Origin of the sequence: Anabaena cylindrica UHCC 0172 (genome assembly GCF_034931625.1) — a bacterium.
Lineage (GTDB): Bacteria > Cyanobacteriota > Cyanobacteriia > Cyanobacteriales > Nostocaceae > Anabaena > Anabaena cylindrica_A.
This window is the reverse complement of the sequence record NZ_JAYGGY010000023.1, coordinates 1-20,663: the sequence shown is the minus strand read 5'-3', so window position 1 is coordinate 20,663 and position 20,663 is coordinate 1. Positions and strand designations below refer to the sequence as shown.

Here is a 20,663-nt window from a genome sequence, read left to right as displayed (position 1 = left end):
TGACTTATGGTTCAAGCATTAACAAAACCATTAACCTTAGCAGAATTTCTCAGCCAATATGGTAAAAACCCTCGCTATGAACTTGCAGACGGAGAATTGATTGACATGGAACCAACTGGCCCCCATGAAACCGTTGGTGGTAAACTGGCAACTCAATTGGGTATTGCCATCACTACAGCCCAACTGCCTTGGTTTATTCCTCGCACCTGTCTAATCCGTCCTTTCGCAGAAACAGCCACAGCCCGCCGTCCTGATATTGTAGTATTAGATGAAACGGTGCTTCAACATGAACCTTTTTGGGAACATGAACCAGTCATCGCTTTAGGTCAATCAATTAAATTAGTAGTTGAAGTTGTCAGTAGCAACTGGGAAACTGATTATGCCCGTAAAGTTGAAGAATACGCCTTGTTAGGAATTCCTGAATATTGGATTGTCGATTATCGAGGACTGGGTGGCATTGTTTTTATTGGTAAACCGAAGCAACCCACATTTACAGTTTGTCAACTAATTGGAGAAGATTACCGCCAGCAACAATATCGTTTGCGCGAATTTATTCAATCTCCTCTTTTACCTCTTTTGCAAATGCGTCTTGAAGATATTCAACCACGCTAATTGAGAGCGAATATTATTATTCCTGATTACTGTTCACTTGAATTGAAATATCTAATCGTGTATTCTGGGCATTCAAGAACATTTATCAAAGAAAAAAATGCACAAATTTATACTAACCTTGTTTTCTTCTCCTGTTTTGATTAGCTCTTTGTTGACTATAGGAGTTATGCTAAATCAAGCACAAGCTGCGGAAACAGGAGCCAAAAATACAGATAATTTGTCATGTATTCGCAATAAACATAAAGTTGGTTTAGTCTGTGCAAGAGCTTCCGTATTAGCTCAAGTTCCAGAATATCAAACTCAACCAGAAGATGCTTCTACTCCAAATGATGTTCTCTTGCTAGAGTTTAATGTTGAAGAAAGCAATAAAGCGATCGATTTATTTGGCTGTGATTGCCCTGCTTGTATAAATTCTTTACGTCAGATGCGTGGTGTCACACCTCTGGTTTATTAAGTGATAGGGAAAAGGAGGCGGATTTCATTTAAATGAGGTACAAACTTGCATAATAAAACTCTTGTGGTGCGGGTATCTTGCCGGCTAGAGGTGTACCTCCTAACAGCGAAATCCGCTGTATTAGATATCTCCAAGAATTAAATGTAGTCCTGAATCTGTCAAAATGGTGAGTGAAGCAGATAAAACTCTAAATCCCCAATGTTCCCATGACGACTGATTTGACATCTAGTATTACATCTGATTTTACCAGCATTCTCCTCCAGACTGCGATCGCATATCGAGAAGGAAACAAACCCCCTACGGCTGAGGTAGTAGTGAATGCGTTGCTAGAAGCTGAAAAGGCTGCTAAACAACAAAGATTAAATTACACTTTTGATTCTCTGATTGGTAAATGGCGGTTATGCTTTGCTACTGGTACTAAAAAGGTGAGAAAGCGTGGGGGAATTATATTAAGTAAGGGTTTTTATGTACCTAAATTGGTAAAAATTCATCTTGCTTTTAGTAATACCGAGGAACAGGTTTTAGGTAGAGGTGAAATTTGTAATCAAGTGCAATTAGGCTCAATTTTATTAAAGCTGACAGGTCCATCACAATATTTAGGTAAAAAAAATTTATTAGCATTTGACTTTAACCAGATGCAAATTAGTTTATTTAATCGTCTTCTTTACAATCAACCAATTCGTTCTGGTAAAGCCCAAATAGACGATTTTTACAACCAATCTATAGCTAAATTACCATTTTTTGCCTTCTTTTTAGTTACAGCAGATTTTATTGCAGCCCGTGGACGTGGTGGAGGTTTAGCTATCTGGATTCGGGAAGATTAAAAATGATTAACTAAATTCTAGGTTTTCGGTTTCCAGTGTTTAAAGGCGGTAAATTTTGCACTATTAAATCTTAATTGAAAATTACATATCCCTTACGAAACCGTAGAAAATATGACAAATTATTTAGGTTTGGTTGGCTGGTATTTGTGGGGAGACAAGGGAATTGTTACCAGTTCATCATGAGGAAAGATTGCTCCCTGCTTTTCTAGTATATATCTGACATTATCAGTCAACCCTAGATTATTGCTAAATAGAGTATTTTTAACTTTTAAATTGCTGATATTCGTGGCTGTTAAATTAGCACCACTGAGATCAGCATTACTAACATTAGCGTTAATTAAGTTAGCATTGCTCAAATCAGCATTTCTCAGGTCAGCGTAACTCAGGTCAGCATTTATTAGTAGGGCATGACTTAAGTTAGTATTCATTAAATAGGCACGACTCAGTTTAGCAGAGCATAAATTTGTTTTCATTAAGTTAGCTTCACTCAAATCAGTACGACTTAAATCAGCCGCACTCAAATCAGCATAGCTCAAGTTATAGCCATTCAGATTGCACCCAATGCCTTTAACAGCAAATAAATTAGCCCCAACAAAATCTGTAAGTGGATTAAATCCGGCAGTTTTGATGAGTTCAGATAAGTTTTCTGTATCGGCTTCTAATATCTGTTTAACTAACTTTTGAATTTCTTCTTTTTCTCTAGCTAATTGTTGTTTGGTTAGTCGCTTTTTTTCTTTCCATGCAACAAATCCAATGCCTATAATTATACTTAATTTAATAGTAAATGTTGGAGGATTTCCACCAGTTATGAGTAACATAACTAGGAAACATACTCCAAGTTGAGTAGTTTGTTGTAATAAAGAATTTAAGCTAGTTTTAGCTTCTTGATAAAGGCTAATTTGCTGCTGAGTAGTTGGATTCATATATTTCTGTTCCTATGTTTTTTTTGGAGATTTTTTCAAATATGTCCAAAATCGAGCCATTATCCGTCCTGTTAGCACAATCCATAGTAAAAAATTGGCTGTGACGATGATAAAGCAAGCATACCTGGATAAACCCCAGGCATTTTCTGCTAAACAGACTTGAAAATTAGCAAAATTTTGATGCAGAATTTTTTCACCAATAAAACTTGGTACTTTGAGGAGGATAATTAAAGCGATCGCATCTTGAATGGAAGCATACACTGTTCTTCCCAATTCTCCCATCCATCTATACAGTAGCTGATCGATAAATTCAGAAACATTCATTACCAGTGTTTTATTAGCCAAAAGAGATGTTTTGACGGGAGTTGGTGGTGGCTTGAGTTTCTGCGACTGATTCATATTAATTTTTGATGAGGTTCTGAACACTGCTAATAAACTATTGACTTAAAAGTCATTTTGTGTATTAACTGTCTCTAACATAGACAAAAGTGATGTTTCTATAACTTCACTCACCAGTCTATTCCCTTTAAGATTCATGTGGATGTGATCTTGATATAAGGTTTGTGGGTTAGCAGTTGAGTTAAATTTTAGTAAAAAATCTATATAAGTAATTTGCTGTGCTTTAGCGAAATCACTGAGGCGCTGACGTGCTTTAATTTCATAATCACGGGGTCCTGGTTCGCCAATTTCCCTCAGTAAGGGAGTCATAACTAGGAGTAATTGACTGTTGTTTGCTTGAGTGAAATTGTGAATTTTGCCAATTGCTTCTAAATTAATTCCCACGAGGTCTCCTGCTTCGTTATGAATTGCTAGGAGTTCAGGAATCGGCTTTTGCTTTAATAGGTAACGCTGCAACACTTCTGCGATTGCTGAAGGTGGTTTACGATCTGGGTAGTTGCGATCGCGTCCCACTGGTAAAGACGTAGGCGCAGTAGCAAATAAGTCGTCAGTGTTAATTAATAATATCACCACCTTAGCTCCAAAATTGCCAAAACGTTGCAAATAAGCTAATTCGTTTCTAGGACCCCAGGAGTTAGCTGAAGCATTGAATACTTCTACTTGCTGATCATGACTCGTAGATGTCAAGGAAGTCATCAGCAAACTGGAAATAGTATTGTGCTGATCTGTCCACCAACCACCATTAGCAATAGAATCGCCTAAAAGCAAAATTCTTAGAGTTCCATCTGTTGTGGCTTTGATGGGGTCGCTCCGCATAGAATATTCATTAATTTCAATGCGATTTCCAAAGCGCCTGGTACGTTGATTAGGCGCTAATAAATAACCAATTTGTTGATCCTGAATGTAAATTAGGGGATTACCAAATCCAAAGAGCGATCGCAATCCTAACTCTATCACCACACCTAATCCCACCAGCACTGCCAAAATAACAATTAGCACCTCTTTCACCTGCAACCACATCTAATTTTTTAAACTGTTACAGTATTAAATTACACTATTTTAACTGTTAATTGGCAGAAGAAGCAGGGGGGCAGGGTACAGAGCAGAAATTTTTCCCTCTCCTTTTCAGAGTCCTCATCTCTCCTATTGCCTAACCACTTCAGAGAAAGCTGCAAAGATTAAAGAAAATAATAATGTGAATTTAATATCATCGGCAAACAGAAAGACTACAATCAAAACGGAAAGATTAGCACTGTAACAAAGGAGGCTTACAAAGCTATGTCTGACTTAAATCGTGGAATTATGAAATTTGAAGGTGCAGATTCACCGAAAGTAGTCACTATCTCTACTGTGTTACTTTTGGGGTCAATAGCAGTACTCATCCTATGGGCTTTACAATCTGCTTATGCACTAAATTAGAATCATTCGTAAACTGGAAGGACACTGGCAACAATGAAAATCCTTGTTGCCTGGTGTCAACCAACCAAGGGATTTGCAAATAAAAAAATATTCAACCACCTAACGCAAAACTCTCTCAAACCCTTATTCCTCTGCGGTATGCCCTACGGCACGCTATGCGTTCATGAAATGTCTCGAAGGGATACGTTTCTTTATGATTTTGCGTAAATCCTGAGAATTACTGTATCCAAAACCCAGACTCAAGAAAAAAAGGTATTGAAATTTATTTATTATACTTAAGTACGGGTATCATTACTATGATTGTAGTGTAAATAACTATTAATTAATCTGTCACTTACCAGCGCTCAAAGAACGCCAAAATCATTATAATCAAAACTTACAATTACCAAATAATATCCAAGAAGATTCGGTTTTAATCAAACATTCAAAATCAACCATAAATGTTTCAGCTTTGGGGTTTATTAGTTATTTTAATTGCTTGCCCACTCATAGGGGCAGTGCCTTTAATCGCTTGGATTACCTATGCTCTCAAGGGTAAGCGATTAGCACAAATTGGTACAGGAAATATTAGCGTCTCAGCCGCTTTCTATCATGGTGGCAAATTGGTGGGTATTCTGGCAGTGTTGTCAGAGGCTTTGAAAGGAATTGGTGCAGTATTGATTGCGCGTGCATTCTTTCCCTCTAGTTCGTTTTGGGAGTTAATTGCGCTGATTGCCTTAGTTACAGGTAGATATGCCCTGGGTAGAGGTGCAGGGACAACAAATGTCTTCTGGGGATTTTTGATCCATGATCCTCTCGTTTTCGGATTTGTCAGTTTATTTGCAGCTATTAGCTTTATCATTTTTAATTCTCGGCAAATAGTCAAATTTGGGGTTTTGATTTTATTTCCCGTATTTGTGGCTATTTTGTATTTTAATGATTTCGCCAGAATAGTAGCAGCGTTTACATTAGCGGGATTACTCGGTTGGATTTATACACAAATTCCCGATGATATGAACCTGCCAGAGGCAGAGACAGCGGCGCAATCGCAACCGATGATGGAATATGTCAGCAGTGGTGAGCAAACGATTGTCACTTTGGATGATGAATTAAATCCAGAGGTATTTGGCAGCAAGGCAGCTACATTAGCTCAGATTAAACGTTGGGGTTATGCAGTACCCAAGGGATGGATACTAGCTCCCTTTGATGATCCCATGTTGTTGATTGATTTTCTCCAACCATCGGCGCTATCACCATTAGTAGTACGTTCTTCGGCGATTGGGGAAGATTCGGAACAAGCTTCTGCGGCTGGACAGTATACAACTGTTTTGAATGTGACTACTCAACAAGAGTTAGAGGAAGCGATCGCACAAGTCGAAGCTTCATACAATCATCCATCCGCTGTGCAGTATCGACGCGATCGCCATGCTAAAGATGCGGCCATGGCCATCCTCATTCAACCACAAGTCCAAAGTGTGTTTTCTGGTGTCGCTTTCAGTCGTGATCCCATCGGTCAACAAGGTGATGCGGTAATTATTGAGGCTTTATCTGGTAGTCCAGAACAGGTGGTTTCGGGTAAAGTCACCCCAGAACAATATCGAGTTTTGGTAGTGGGTGAAGAAAAATTATCTTGTCTGCAATTTGAGGGAACAGGCAAAATTCCCCAACCATTAATCAAGCAAGTAGCATATTTAGCCCGCCGACTAGAAAATCGTTATCATGGCATTCCCCAAGATGTAGAGTGGAGTTACGACGGACAAACCCTGTGGGTATTGCAAGCGCGACCAATCACCACCTTACTACCCATCTGGACGAGAAAAATTGCCGCCGAAGTCATTCCTGGAGTCATTCACCCCCTAACTTGGTCGATTAATTTACCTTTAACCTGCGGGATGTGGGGAGAAATTTTCACCATAGTCTTAGGCGATCGCACCAAAGAATTAGATTTTAGTACAATGGCGACACTGCATTACTCTAGAGCCTATTTCAATGCTTCCTTCCTAGGAGAAGTTTTTCTAGAAATGGGTTTACCGCCAGAAAGTCTGGATTTTTTAACTAGAGGCGCAAAAATGAGTAAACCGCCTCTAGCTTCCACCTGGGAAAACCTACCGGGACTAACTAAGTTATTTCAACGGGAAATCAGTTTAGAAAAGGAATTTAAACAAGATTATCGACGGCGGTTCATTCCTGGGTTGACAAGATTAGCGAATGAATTGATTGATAAGTTACCACCGCACCAGTTAATCAGTAGAGTTGACTTAATTCTGGATTTGCTCAACCAAGGTACTTACTACAGCATTTTATCCCCTTTGAGTGCTGCCATTCGTCAAGCAATTTCAGGGGTTAAGGACGAGCAAATCGACCATAGTATCACTCCAGAAGTGGCATCATTGCGATCGCTCCACATTTTAGCCGCAGATGCCAGGGAAATCTTACCGGAGTTTGAGCCGGAGAGCGTTTTTGAACTGTTGGCGCAAACCCCAGGAGGAGAAAAGATATTATACGACTTTGAAGAAATCTTAGAAGATTACGGCTATTTAAGTGAAGTCGGGACTGATATTTCCGTTTCCACCTGGCGAGAACAACCCCAGTTAGTCAGAAAAATATTTGTACAGTTGCTGCAAAGTGAATTAACAAATCAAAATGAATCGCAAAAACGCCAAGAAAGCTTTGTCCAAAGACGTGTGGATCTCAAAGGACGAGTTACAGAGGTTTATTCTCGCTTGTTAGCCGAACTGCGCTGGACTTTTTTGGCGTTAGAAAAAATTTGGTTAGAGACTGGTTTATTGACGCAAACAGGGGATATCTTCTTTTTGAAATTGGGTGAAATCCGGCGTTTAGAAGCCAATGCAGATGTAGAACTGAGAAATCAACTTGTACAGTTGCTAGAAAATAGGCGATCGCAATTTCTCCAAGATAGCCAAATTACCGAAATCCCTCCCCTCGTTTATGGCTATAATCCCCCCCATCCTATTGCCTCCCCCATTGACACCTCCGACAATATCTTACTGGGCATTCCCGCCAGTCAAGGGCAAGCCGAAGGACGAGTCATGGTATTGCGAAATCTCCAAGAAGTCGGTGAAATTAACAAAAGCACAATTCTTGTTGTCCCTTACACAGATTCTGGCTGGGCCCCTTTCTTAGTCAGGGCTGGAGGAGTCATTGCTGAAGCAGGTGGTAAACTTTCTCATGGTGCGATCGTCGCCCGTGAATACGGTATACCCGCAGTCATGGATGTCCGGGGTGCAACCTATCTACTCCAAGATGGTCAACAAGTCAAAATTGATGGTTCTAAAGGTATTGTCGAACTACAGGAATCTTTAGCTTAAAATAGCTTAAAACCTTTGTTGGGTGCTGCATTGCCTTCACCCAACCTAAAAGACATACCTGAAGCATCTGTTTCCATAATCCCGAAATCAATAAAAAGCCATAAAAGTCTTTTGGTTAGGGTTAGGAGTCAGGAGTCAGGAGTCAGGAGTCAGGAGGAAGAAGGAAAAAGAATAGTCTTGTATCTCACTCAAACGAGAACTGCTATATGCCAGTTGCGTAAGTCCTGGTTTAGAAAAATATACTCAATCCTAATTCAAAAAAAAATCGTCATCATAGGATTCAACTATGGATGCAGATTTGCATCTATAGTTGCCATCATTAATTATCCATCCTTGGACTTTTTTACGTGATTAATTAAACCCAGAACTACTTACTTCATAGACTAGAGATAATGATCATCATTAGTTTCATAATATATATTATAAACTTTACTAAAAGTTAAGTCCCAACTATAAATTTTTACTTATATATTCAATCTAATATTTATTTAATAATTGGTTTGCCAAGTTGATCAATTTTCTACAAAAACCTGTAAACTAAGTTTCACTAGGTCAGAGATGTTTTCCATTTCACCAAGTGACCCAAAGTAATTAAACTTTGATTTAATAGCTTAGTCGCGCATTTTTTATCAAAAAATGTAGACTTTTCACAACTACATATATTTTAGTGCATTAGCAAGAAGTCTGAGCAATCAATTTCATCTTGCCTTCATTTTCATGCCTAAAAAATATGATTAAAAAATAAATTTGCAAATTCAGGAGTTGTATTTATGTCAGATTTTTTAAATCGAGTTTCTCGCCGTAAATTTATCATTACCACAGGAGTTTCCGCCAGTGCAGTATTACTTAAAGGATGTCTAGGAAACCCGCCAGAAGAGGGTAACACTGGTAGTACATCTACCCAAAATCCCTCTCAATCAGTAGCTAATATTAGTGCTGGACAACAACCAGAAACTACAGAAGTCAAAATCGGATATGTACCCATTGTTGAAGCTGCACCATTAATTATTGCCAAAGAAAAAGGCTTCTTTGCTAAATATGGCATGACCAATGTAGACCTTTCTAAACAAGCTTCTTGGGGTTCAGCCAGAGATAACGTAGAAATTGGTTCTGCTGGTGGTGGTATTGATGGTGGCCAATGGCAAATGCCCATGCCACATTTAATTACCGAAGGTAAAATCACCAAAGGTAATAAACCAATCCCCATGTATATATTATGCCAATTAATTACACATGGTAATGGTATTGCCGTTGCTAATAAACATTTAGGGAAAGGTGTAAGTTTAAAACTTGCAGGAGCTAAATCTCTATTTGCTCAGATGAAATCTTCACCCACACCTTTTACCGCAGCCCAAACATTTCCCGCAGTAAATCAAGATTTTTGGATTCGTTATTGGTTAGCAGCAGGCGGTATTAACCCAGATACAGATGTGAAATTACTGACAGTTCCATCAGCACAAACTGTAGCCAATATGAAAACAGGAACAATGGATGCTTTCAGTACAGGAGATCCTTGGCCATTCCGCATTGTGAAAGACAAAGTTGGTTTCATGTCCGCACTAACTGCGGAAATTTGGAAAAATCACCCCGAAGAATATTTAGCAATGCGTGCAGATTGGGTTGATCAGAATCCTAAAGCTACAAAAGCTTTGCTAAAAGGCATTATGGAAGCCCAGCAATGGTGTGACAATTTTGAAAACCGCAAAGAAATGTCAGAAATTTTGTCACAGCGAGCATATTTTAATGTGCCAGTCGATGTTTTAATCGACCCATTTATGGGTAAATATGACATGGGAGATGGACGAAAAATTGATGATAGATCAATGGCAGCTTTGTATTGGAAAGATGAAAAAGGTAATGTTTCTTATCCCTACAAGAGTCATGATTTATGGTTTATCACTGAAAGTGTCAGATGGGGCTTTTTACCACCAGATTATATTGCTAATAAAGGGGCAAAAGCCAAAGCTTTAATTGATAAAGTCAACCGTGAAGATATTTGGAAAGAAGCAGCCCAAGAAGTAGGTTTTACTGCTGATATTCCAACTAGTACCTCTCGTGGTGTAGAAACATTTTTTGATGGCATAAAATTTGATCCTGAAGATCCAGAAGCATACCTCAAGAGTTTAGCAATCAAAAAAGTCAGCATTTAGTCATTAATCATTAGTCGTTAGGAAATTTGAAGAGAAAACATCCCATGACATTAGCTCAAAAACGCTCTACTAGTCCTAAGTTTGATAATAGCTTTATCTCCTGGATACAAAAGCAAATTCCTGAAATTGTGCCACCAGCCATTGCTTTAGGTATATTTCTCGGACTTTGGCAACTATTTGCATTTACTCCTGGTGCAACTTTACCCGGACCAATCAAGGTAATTCAAGATACTTGGAGCTTAATTTTGTATCCTTTCTATGACAAAGGTGGTATTGACAAAGGATTATTTTGGCAGATTTTTGCTAGTTTACAAAGAGTGGCAATTGGTTACTCTTTTGCTGCCGTAATCGGTATCGGCTTAGGAGTGGCAATTGGCGTTAATAAAACACTATCTAAAGCTTTAGATCCTTTATTTCAGTTATTAAGAACTGTACCGCCTCTAGCATGGGTTCCCATTTCTTTAGCAGCTTTACGACAAAACGAACCAGCAGCATTATTCGTAATTTTCATCACTGCTATTTGGCCAATTCTCATTAATACTGCTGTGGGAGTCAAAGAAATCCCCCAAGACTACACTAATGTTGCCAAAGTTCTGCAACTTTCCAAAAAGGATTATTTTATAAATATCCTTATTCCTGCTGCTTTACCCTACATTTTCACAGGTTTAAGAATTGCCATTGGTTTAGCTTGGTTAGCAATTATTGCAGCAGAAATAGTCATGTCCGGTATTGTTGGGATTGGCTTTTTTATCTGGGATGCCTACCAAAATAATTACATCAGTGAGATTATCTTGGCGCTAGTTTATATCGGTGTAGTGGGTTTATTACTAGATAAAGGTATGGCTTGGTTACAAAACAAGATTTTGCCAGAACAAAAATAAATAATTTGTAATACCGCCATGTAATTTGCAATTAATAAATTGCAATTACCCATTACCAATCACCAATTAAAAAAAGTCATGTCTGTATTTGTTGCTGTTGATCAAATTGATAAAATCTTTGAATTAAGCGGTGGCGGTCAATATATCGCCCTCAAAGGGATTGACCTCCAAATTAAAAAAGGTGAATTTGTTTCTTTAATTGGTCACTCCGGTTGCGGTAAATCCACCCTTTTAAATATGATTGCCGGGTTAGATTTACCCACAGAAGGTTTAGTGACTTTAGAAGGTCAAAGAATTAAAAAACCTGGGCCAGATAGAATGGTGGTTTTCCAAAATTATTCTCTCTTACCTTGGCGGACAGTCAGAGAAAATATTGCCTTAGCGGTAGATTCCGTACTAAATGGAATGCCCGCAGCCGAACGTCAAGAAATCATCGAACGCCATATAGATATGGTAGGTTTGCGTCCCCATGCAGACAAACAACCGGGAATGTTATCGGGTGGACAAAAACAACGGGTTGCGATCGCACGCGCATTGGCAATTCGTCCTAAACTATTACTACTAGATGAACCCTTCGGTGCCTTAGACGCACTGACTCGCGGTAACTTGCAAGAACAATTAATGCAAATCTGCGAAGAAAACAAAGTCACCGCTGTAATGGTGACACACGACGTAGACGAAGCCGTATTGTTATCTGACAGAATCGTCATGTTAACCAACGGGCCAGAATCGAAAATTGGCGACATTTTAGAAGTAGATATTCCTCGTCCTCGCAAACGCATGGAAGTAGTAAAACATCCTAGTTACTACACCTTGCGGAGTGAAATTATTTACTTCCTCAACCAACAAAAACGAGTCAAAAAAATTCGGGCGAGAAAAACCGCTGCTATTGTCCGTCATGGTTTAGAAAAAGTTAATTTAGAAATTGGCTTCTTACCCATCACAGCTTGCGCCCCCCTCGCTATCGCCAAAGAAAAAGGCTTTTTCATCAAACATGGTCTGGATGAAGTTAATTTAGTCCGGGAAAGCAGTTGGCGAGGAATTGTAGATGGCATGACAGGTGCATATTTAGATGCCGCGCAAATGCCATCAGGAATGCCAATGTGGTTAAGTTTAGGAGGGAATAAAAACGAACCCTTACCTGTTGTCACCGCCCTGACGATGACTCGCAACGGTAACGCCATTACCTTAGCAAAACGCTTTTATGATCAAGGTGTACACAGCTTATCAGACTTCAAAAATTACCTTCTCAAAACCCGCGAACAACAACACAGAATGGGCGTAGTTCATCCTGCATCCATGCACAACTTATTGCTACGTTATTGGTTAGCAGCAGGTGGAATTGACCCCGACAATGATGTGGTTATGAAAAATATTCCCCCTGCCCAGATGGTAGTAGATTTAAAAGGTGCAACTATTGACGGTTATTCTGTAGGTGAACCTTGGAATTATCGGGCTGCGGTAGAAGGTTCCGGCTTTACCATTGCCACAGATTTAGAAGTTTGGTTAGGACACCCCGGTAAAGTTTTAGGTGTGCGAGAAGATTGGGCAGAAGCTTATCCTAATACGCATATTGCTTTAACAAAAGCCTTATTAGAAGCTTGCCAATATTGTGCAGATCCTGCCAACGCCCAAGAAATTCGCCAAATTTTAGCAAGCCGGGATTATGTCAGCACAGATATTGAATATATCCAACTTGAAAACCCCAATAATGCTACTTGTGACTTAGATCATCCCATGCGGGAATATGCCCATCACCAATTTTATTCCGAGTCTGCCATTAACCGCCCCAGTCGGACAGAACAAATTTGGATTATGACTCAATTAGCACGTTGGGGTGACACTCCCTTCCCCAGAAATTGGGTAGAGATTGTCGAAAGAGTTTGTCAAGTCCGTGTTTTTAGTACAGCAGCCAGAGAACTAGGCTTGGATATTAGTTACACCCGTCAACCCATTCAATTATTTGATGGTAAACCCTTCAATGTCGATGACCCCATTAGCTATCTGAATGACTTAGAAATTAAACGCGATTTTTCTATTGCTGAAGTTATTCTAGATTCCCCCAGAAGAACAGCAGCTTAATCAATTCAAGATTTTAAATATCCTTATTCCCATACAGAGTATGGGAATGAATTATGAAAGGATCTGCCTTGGATAATAACAGAGGCAGAGCCTCTTGATGGCATTCCCAGCCTGAGACTGGGAACGAGATATTAAAAAACTCAAAACTCAAAATTAAAAATGCAAAATCGTAACTTGAAATCCACCTCAACCGCTACCAGAACAATCAGCCGTCAACCCTTCCTAGAAATTAAAGACGTTTGCAAAGTTTATCCCACCAAAAATGGACCATTTACCGTCCTTGATGGTGTTAACCTCAATGTTGAACAAGGTGAATTTCTTTGCGTTATCGGCCACTCTGGTTGTGGTAAATCAACTTTGTTAAACATGGTTTCTGGTTTTAACTTTCCTACAACTGGACAAGTGTTATTAGAAGGGGAAGCAATTACCAAACCTGGTCCAGACAGAATGGTGGTTTTCCAAAACTATGCTTTATTACCTTGGCGGACAGCTTTTGAAAATATCTATTTGGCTGTAAATGCTGTTTATCCAACTAAGCCAGAAGCCGAAAAACGAGCTATTGTCCGAGATCATTTGGCAATGGTGGGTTTAGGTGACGCAATGGAAAAGAAACCCATGCAAATGTCTGGGGGTATGAGACAGCGGGTTTCTATCGCCCGTGCTTTAGCTATTCGTCCCAAAGTATTGATTTTAGATGAACCTTTTGGGGCATTGGATGCAATTACTAAGGAAGAATTACAAGAAGAATTGTTGAAAATTTGGAATGATAACCGTTGTACTGTGTTAATGATTACCCATGATATTGATGAAGCATTGTTTTTAGCAGATAAGTTGGTAATGATGACCAATGGACCTCATGCGAAAATTGGAGAAGTAATGGAAATTCCTTTTTCTCGTCCCAGAGATAGAGCAAGAATTATGGAAGATCCTCAATATTATCAATTGCGGAATTATGCGTTAGACTTCTTGTTTAACCGTTTTGCCCATGATGATGTCGGTTAGTCAAGTTTAGCAATATCCCCTACTTTTTCGAGAACTAGGGGATTTCAACTATCTAACTCAAGAGGAAATACAGACCGGAATCTGTATTTTACATGGAGTTGCACCAAAATATCTTTGTTAGTACATCACAACAGCAATTCCAAATTCAAATTTTGACAATAGGTACAGTCTACCTTGGCCATGAAAATCCGTACTAGTACACTGCGGCGTAAATAAGATGACCATTAAATAGCCAGAACTTTACCTGCGTATGTCCACTTAAAAGGTTTAGCCATTGTTTGATTAAAATAGTTAATAAAGTCAAAAATACGATTTTTTAAATCATCCTTACTTAGAAAACTGGCACGTTTGAATTCTCTTTCTCGCCTAGATTTACCAAGAGAACCTGACATGATGGTGGTACTAAAGAATCTGGTGGCTAGGGGTTTGCTGGAAAGACACATACAAACAGGATCACCACGCGATCGCTGGAATTTGACACCAGCAAGTACTAAAATCCTTATGGAACATCAATATCATCAAGATATGGTATCCCCAAGCTAAATTCACAAATCCTATGCTTTCCCTGTCCCCTATTCTCCAAGCTAGACTTGCCCAACCTCTGAAAATTGGCTCATTTGAGGTTAAAAGCCGTGTTTTGCAGTCCCCATTATCAGGAGTGACAGATTTGGTATTTCGGCGCTTAGTGCGTCGTTATGCACCAGAATCAATGATGTATACCGAAATGGTGAATGCAACGGGACTGCACTACGTTAATGAATTACCCAAAATCATGGAGGTAGATCCTAACGAACGCCCAATTAGCATTCAATTATTTGATTGTCGTCCAGATTTCCTCGCCGAAGCTGCGATAAAAGCCGTTGCTGAAGGTGCGGATACTGTTGATATTAATATGGGTTGTCCAGTTAATAAAATCACCAAAAATGGTGGTGGTTCTTCCTTATTGCGACAACCGGAAATAGCAGAGGCAATTGTGCGAGAAGTTGTCAAAGCTGTTGAGGTTCCCGTGACAGTAAAAACCCGAATTGGTTGGAATGATCAGGAAATTACTATTCTTGATTTTGCCAAACGCATGGAAGATGCCGGGGCAAAAATGATTACAGTGCATGGACGTACCCGCGCTCAAGGTTACAATGGTAACGCCCGTTGGGAATGGATTGCACGGGTGAAGGAAATATTATCAATTCCAGTCATTGGGAATGGGGATATTTTTTCTGTAGAAGCAGCAGTGAAATGTTTAGAAGAAACTGGTGCAGATGGGGTAATGTGTTCTCGTGGGACTTTGGGTTATCCGTTTTTGGTGGGTGAAGTTGATCACTTCCTGAAAACTGGGGAATTATTACCAGCACCAAATGCGATTCAACGCTTGGAATGTGCCAGAGAACATTTATATGCCTTATGGGAATATAAGGGTGATAGAGGTGTGCGTCAAGCTCGTAAACACATGACTTGGTATGCTAAAGGCTTTATGGGTGCTGCGGAATTGCGTGGACAGTTAAGTTTAGTAGAAACTGTGCAACAAGGTTTGGATTTAATTGACAAAGCAATGGAAAAACTCGCTGTTGGTTATGAACCAGAAGTAGATGAACCAACACATTTGGCAATGGTGTGAAGGATTGTCAACTTTGGGGGTTGTTAAAAAACCGGGATAGTTCCCGGTTTAATTGCGCTCAAGTTCAGATTAGGATTGAATAAGGATTGTTAAAATGACGGAAGAGGTGATAATTTGGGAAGGTCGCCAAGTGAGGAGCGATCGCTTCATTAATTCAATCACCGCCTGATCTTTTACCGAAGAACCTTGCTCATCCAGCACTAACTGTCTGATTCTGCCTTGATTTATTTCAAACTCAAACACTAACTCACCTTTTAAGCCTGTAGGTAATTGAATTGATTGCAAGTGTTGAAAAAGCAGAGAAACCATCTGTTGATCTAATCCCGTCACCTTGATTTGCAGAGGAGGGACAGCAGCATTTCCTTCCCAATAATAGGTTTCTAATTCTGTATCTATAGAAGCAGCAGCAGGTAAAGCAGACATCATTGAGCGATCGATCAAACCCAAATCATAGGATTCGTCGTCACTAGATAAAAAGCCCTCAAGATTAGTAAACTCTTCATCAATAGACTCTTCTAAAAAATCTACAGATTCATACCTAGCTCTACCCGGAACAGGTGTAGAAGGAGGTAAAGGTGGAGCAGATTCCCTTTCAGGTGCAGGTATAGAAGGCATTTGTGGACTCATTTTTACATTTTCTGTCCTCACAGACCTCTTTCTCAACTCAGGTGCATCAGATTGAACTACTTGTTGAGCAACTTTTTTGGCAACAGCATTACCAAATATACCTTGATGGCTAACACCTTCTGGCATTTCTACAGGTACTTGCAGAGATAAAGAATCTTGGACAGGATTAACTCTGACCTCATCACTGACAGCAACAAAGGCAGTATATTGAGACAGCAATTGATAGGTTAATGCCGTATTTGTCACCGCTTCCACACCTACCTTTGTATCACCACTCACCATCTGATTCATCAAATCCTTAATGCGAGAACGTCCCCAAAGTTGGGCAATGGCAGGATTATCCATTACCTGAAAATTGATATTAAAGACGTGTTCAGAACGTCTACCATCCCCAGTCATACCTGTAACGTGCAGTTTGCCAGCATGACCATCAACTTTACGTCCAAATAATACTAGCGGCTGTTCTGCAAATAAATCCGGTGGTGTAGAAGGATACATGATCGGAAATTCACCATCACCTTCCCAATGCAATTGAATATTAGCAAAAACGGGATGATTGATTTGATGGAAGAATTTTTCTACCACCTCATTCACAGGCTCATCATGGCGGATAATGCGAGCAATACCCCTACCTATTTCCGCAACCCGATTTAGCAAAAACCGATTCACAGAACTACCAGCACCAAAGCTATGCAGTCTAGTTCCTGGTTGGAGACGGCTTTGCACTTCGGCAAGAATTTGGTTTTCATTACCGATATAGCCATCAGTGAGTAGGACAATATTTCGTAAACGTCCCGAATCTGTGACTGGGAAATTTAATACATTCTGAATACCCCGTAACATCTGCGTTCCCCCACCAGCATTTAAGCGATTGATATAATTAATTGCTCGTGAGCGATTTTCAGGAGTATTGGGGAGGGGAACCGGTGAGAGTTGCTGTGTGGTATCGCAAAAATCAATAATGCTAAAGGTGTCATGAGGATTGAGTCCAGCGATAAACCGACGCATTAATTCCTGACATTGCATCAACGGTGCGCCACTTTGAGAACCGGATCTGTCAATCAGAAACACCATATCTTTGGGGACAAATTGATCTGGCTGATACTGGAGGGCAGGAATTAGATAAACTGCAAAATGTCCTCCTCGTTCATCCGTTTGGGTGAGTACGCTGGCTTGAGTATTTTCTCCGGCTACCTGGTAGCGAAGAATAAAATCTTTGTTGGGTATGGTGTCTCCACCTCCTAGTTTTATGTGTGCCAAATATCCGTCACGGGTAATTTGGATATAGTGAGAAGGTGAGCTAATATTCTGTATTTCTACCCCAGCATTAATTTCTACAGTGACATTAATATCATGGCGGGAACGTGTACCAGCAGGTAAAATAGGCGCATTCAAACGAGAAGCATCTGGAACTAAATCAGTATCTTGATTGAGAGACATGGGTGTAGGTGCAGAACCACCACCAGAGGTATTTCCCTCAATACTTATCCCTGGAATGTAACGAGGGCCAACAACCATCGGAAATACAAATTCATAATTTCCACCCTCAAATTTGAGACTTTCGGTGTAGCGGATAATCACATCAATTTGTTCACCGGGTTGAATGTTAGCGAGGGATTGGGTGAAAATATTGTCTCGTTCTTGTTCAAGGAGTCCAGCTGTACGTCCTTGTTGTTTAGCTTGTTCGTAAATTTGCTGTGCTTCTTGGCGTTTTTTAATACTACCCTTGATAATTTTGTCGCCAATCCGAATCAGCATATCATCAACAGCAGCTTCATCGGGTAAGGGGAAGATATAGGTAGCTTCTAAGGTAGTGGTAAAGGGATTTTCAAAGCTTTGGGTTACTTCCACCCGTGAGATATTACCGATAACTTGAGCTTTGACTTCGGTGTGTTTGAGGGGAAAAGCTATAGGTTTTTGGTTAGGAGTGTAGATGTATAAACCGCTGGGTTGTTGTTCTAAAGTGCTAATCATATTTTTTACCTGACGCTTGTTTTTCTATGTCTCTAGCGTAGGTGGGTTTTTTAGGGAGATATGCTCAGTTTTCTGCTCAGTTGATGCTCAGTAGTGGGTTTAGTTAGTATGTGGTAATGTCTAGAGTTAATCAATCATATACTATGAAAATTGTTCAAGAAGTTTCTTTAATCAGTGTTGGGAGCTTTGAAGAATCAAGCGATTGGTCTATTATTCGTACTGAAATTCGTGATGCTATCTCTCTTATTGTTCATCCACCGGGTACACCCAACTTTACAATTAATCCCAAAAGACATGGTAACGGTGTCAAGCCAATAAAAGAAGCTTGTATGATTGCGTTGAGAGATAGATTTAGATGGAGGCTGGAAACTCCAATTAACTATGCAACCAAATCACCAGGAAGGGTGGATGCAACAAAGGTAATAGATAATTATCTTTTTGCTCTGGAGTGGGAAACAGGCAATATTTCCTCAAGCCATCGTGCAGTTAATAAGATGGTTCTTGGATTACTACGCGGTGTCTTTTTAGGTACTGCTTTGGTACTTCCCAGCCGAAAAATTTATCCTTACTTAACAGATAGAATTGGTAACTACGAAGAGTTAGAACCATACTTTGATGTTTGGCGATCCGTTCAGATTCAAGAAGGTTTTCTAGCCATCTTCGTAATTGAACATGATCAGCTAGATAGCAGCGTACCAACACTTACTAAAGGAACAGATGGACGTGCATTAATCTGAAAGTTTCTATTATTATGTAGAGTAAGGAATTGGCAGTTGCAGTGCAGTAGTTTTGCGTTGCTTTGATTTCTTACTTCCTCTTGCCGATTCCCATTGTTCCATGATTCCGTTAGCCAAATCAGTTAATCTTTCTACTGCTGGATCTATATCCCCAATTTCTGAACCAATCCAGTAACGTTGTAACTTTTCTGCCGCATAAAATGTCGTACCAGATCCTGCAAACGGATCAACCACAATTTCTCCCGGATTAGATGCCATTGCAATAATTCGCTCTAGCATAATTGGTGCAAGTTCATTTGCAACTCGTTTTTTGTGTTGACAATGCCGAACAGGTGGAATGTCAATCCACATTTCTTCTGCCAATGTCCATAAAACTTCATTAGAATTAGCTACAGAGACATCTTCCCAAACGTCTTCTGGCACATCCCAAACATCCATTAAGTTAATACCCTTCTGGTTAAGTTTTTTGCGATGTCCACCATAATCACGAATTTCTCCACTGCAATGGCGACAAACTTGAATTGGTGTGTAAACTTTATTAAAAACTGATGGTTCTCCTTTAGTGTAATAGAGTAACCCGTAGTGAGCAGGAGACATTTTTTTACCTCTGGGAAAAGCTTTCGGCATTCTACAAGCAATCCAATGACGAAAACACATTCCCTGCTGATTCAGATATGCACCATATTCTATACACCATTTTGGCAAGTTAAACACAAATAAACTGCCACCTGATTTAAGGACTCGAATACTCTCACTAAGCCACTGCTGTGACCATATTAAATATTGATTCGTATCCATTTTATCGTTGATACCTTCACCATATTCTTTACCAAGATTAAAAGGTGGATCAGCAAAAATAATATCTACCGATTCATTAGGTAATGCTGACAAAAATTTCAAACAATCTCCCTGATAGAGAATTCCATACTCACTCTTGTAAACCTGTTTTAATCCTTGTTGAGTTGCAACATCAGTCGCAATAAGTTGAAAAGGCAGCATTAATTTAATCTTTACTAAATTAGTATAGTTTGAGTCTACCAGCTTTTATTGTCAGTTGTCAACAGAGTTGTGTTGAGAAGTTGTACTACGAGGTTGATAAGGTTTTCCAGTAGGCTGGTTCTGATATCTCTCTACTTCAGCGGATTCTATGTAGTAATAACGCCCAAGTTTATGAGCTATGATTTGACCATTTTTAATTAAGTCGTGTATTCGCTGACGGGTTACGCTAAGTAATTTGGCTGTTTGAGCCACAGAGAGTAACTCAGGAGTGTTCTTAGAAGCAGAGTCTGTCATATTACGTATAATCTAGAATAATGCTTTAATTTCGCCAAGGAGTTTTAACAAAATTGCTTCATGTACTAATGTATAAATATTATGCTATAAAAATTGTTAACTAGTGCAAGTTATCAGAGCATCTTCGAGAAGCTGGAAAAATTTGTAAAAAATATTGATTAAAAACATGAATTTTAAAATTATCAAAGAAAAACTGTCACCAGTGATAAAATTAATATCTATAACAGTTATAGTAATTGCAATATGTTTAGAAATATGGGATATCCAAACATTAACAACTAACAATCATTTACCTATTGCCTTAAATCCGATTTTGATACAGCACTTCCCGCTGTTATGAGGTACAGTAACAGCAATTAGTAAACC

The 20,663-nt window shown here is 39.5% G+C and carries 17 protein-coding genes; 11 read left to right on the top strand and 6 right to left on the bottom strand.

The features are described from left to right. Nucleotides 1-6: 6 nt before the first annotated feature. The 3 genes from VB713_RS08615 (at nt 7) to VB713_RS08605 (ending at nt 1,890) form a co-directional block, all read left to right on the top strand. A complete protein-coding gene (locus VB713_RS08615; protein WP_323311152.1) occupies nt 7-612 on the top strand; it encodes a Uma2 family endonuclease in 606 nt (201 codons plus the stop codon). Between the two features lie 97 nt (nt 613-709). Continuing rightward, nucleotides 710-1,066, top strand: a complete 357-nt coding sequence (locus VB713_RS08610; RefSeq protein WP_323311151.1) for a hypothetical protein — start codon at nt 710-712, stop codon at nt 1,064-1,066. Between the two features lie 206 nt (nt 1,067-1,272). After that, the gene (locus VB713_RS08605; RefSeq protein ID WP_323311150.1) at nt 1,273-1,890 is read left to right on the top strand and encodes a hypothetical protein; all 618 of its coding nucleotides are present in this window, start codon (nt 1,273-1,275) and stop codon (nt 1,888-1,890) included. Between the two features lie 119 nt (nt 1,891-2,009). Here VB713_RS08605 and VB713_RS08600 read toward each other — a convergent pair whose 3' ends face one another. The 3 genes from VB713_RS08600 to VB713_RS08590 are packed head-to-tail and all read right to left on the bottom strand — an operon-like array spanning nt 2,010 to nt 4,220. Beyond that, nucleotides 2,010-2,813, bottom strand: a complete 804-nt coding sequence (locus VB713_RS08600; RefSeq protein ID WP_323311149.1) for a pentapeptide repeat-containing protein — start codon at nt 2,811-2,813, stop codon at nt 2,010-2,012. 12 nt (nt 2,814-2,825) lie between these two features. Beyond that, nucleotides 2,826-3,212 carry a hypothetical protein gene (locus VB713_RS08595; protein ID WP_323311148.1) on the bottom strand — a complete coding sequence of 129 codons (387 nt, stop codon included), beginning with the start codon at nt 3,210-3,212 and terminating at the stop codon, nt 2,826-2,828. Between the two features lie 45 nt (nt 3,213-3,257). Then, the gene (locus VB713_RS08590; RefSeq protein WP_323311179.1) at nt 3,258-4,220 is read right to left on the bottom strand and encodes an SGNH/GDSL hydrolase family protein; all 963 of its coding nucleotides are present in this window, start codon (nt 4,218-4,220) and stop codon (nt 3,258-3,260) included. Nucleotides 4,221-5,071: 851 nt separating this feature from the next. Here VB713_RS08590 and VB713_RS08585 point away from each other — a divergent pair. The 7 genes from VB713_RS08585 (at nt 5,072) to dusB (ending at nt 15,666) form a co-directional block, all read left to right on the top strand. Further along, nucleotides 5,072-7,939: a glycerol-3-phosphate acyltransferase gene (locus VB713_RS08585; protein ID WP_323311147.1), complete on the top strand. Its 2,868-nt coding sequence runs from the start codon at nt 5,072-5,074 to the stop codon at nt 7,937-7,939. A 770-nt stretch (nt 7,940-8,709) separates the two neighbouring features. Further along, nucleotides 8,710-10,089, top strand: a complete 1,380-nt coding sequence (locus VB713_RS08580) for a CmpA/NrtA family ABC transporter substrate-binding protein (RefSeq protein ID WP_323311146.1) — start codon at nt 8,710-8,712, stop codon at nt 10,087-10,089. A 44-nt stretch (nt 10,090-10,133) separates the two neighbouring features. Further along, a complete protein-coding gene (gene ntrB, locus VB713_RS08575; protein ID WP_323311145.1) occupies nt 10,134-10,970 on the top strand; it encodes a nitrate ABC transporter permease in 837 nt (278 codons plus the stop codon). A 78-nt stretch (nt 10,971-11,048) separates the two neighbouring features. After that, entirely contained in the window at nt 11,049-13,052 is a 2,004-nt protein-coding gene (locus VB713_RS08570; RefSeq protein ID WP_323311144.1) for a nitrate ABC transporter ATP-binding protein, read from the top strand. Between the two features lie 159 nt (nt 13,053-13,211). Further along, nucleotides 13,212-14,054: a nitrate ABC transporter ATP-binding protein gene (locus VB713_RS08565; protein WP_323311143.1), complete on the top strand. Its 843-nt coding sequence runs from the start codon at nt 13,212-13,214 to the stop codon at nt 14,052-14,054. A 348-nt stretch (nt 14,055-14,402) separates the two neighbouring features. Beyond that, nucleotides 14,403-14,597: a hypothetical protein gene (locus tag VB713_RS08560; RefSeq protein WP_323311142.1), complete on the top strand. Its 195-nt coding sequence runs from the start codon at nt 14,403-14,405 to the stop codon at nt 14,595-14,597. Nucleotides 14,598-14,610: 13 nt separating this feature from the next. Continuing rightward, nucleotides 14,611-15,666 (top strand): tRNA dihydrouridine synthase DusB, encoded by a 1,056-nt coding sequence (gene dusB / locus VB713_RS08555; RefSeq protein WP_323311141.1) that lies wholly within the window; start codon nt 14,611-14,613, stop codon nt 15,664-15,666. Between the two features lie 69 nt (nt 15,667-15,735). On the opposite strand, the gene VB713_RS08550 is transcribed toward dusB, so the two are convergent. After that, complete coding sequence (locus tag VB713_RS08550) at nt 15,736-18,267, bottom strand: VIT domain-containing protein (RefSeq protein ID WP_323311140.1); 2,532 nt, start codon at nt 18,265-18,267, stop codon at nt 15,736-15,738. 143 nt (nt 18,268-18,410) lie between these two features. Between VB713_RS08550 and VB713_RS08545 the strand changes: the two genes are divergently transcribed. Further along, complete coding sequence (locus tag VB713_RS08545; protein WP_323311139.1) at nt 18,411-19,004, top strand: restriction endonuclease; 594 nt, start codon at nt 18,411-18,413, stop codon at nt 19,002-19,004. 12 nt (nt 19,005-19,016) lie between these two features. Here VB713_RS08545 and VB713_RS08540 read toward each other — a convergent pair whose 3' ends face one another. Beyond that, nucleotides 19,017-20,003: a site-specific DNA-methyltransferase gene (locus tag VB713_RS08540; RefSeq protein ID WP_323311138.1), complete on the bottom strand. Its 987-nt coding sequence runs from the start codon at nt 20,001-20,003 to the stop codon at nt 19,017-19,019. 51 nt (nt 20,004-20,054) lie between these two features. Beyond that, entirely contained in the window at nt 20,055-20,297 is a 243-nt protein-coding gene (locus VB713_RS08535) for a helix-turn-helix domain-containing protein (RefSeq protein WP_323311137.1), read from the bottom strand. Nucleotides 20,298-20,663: the final 366 nt, after the last annotated feature.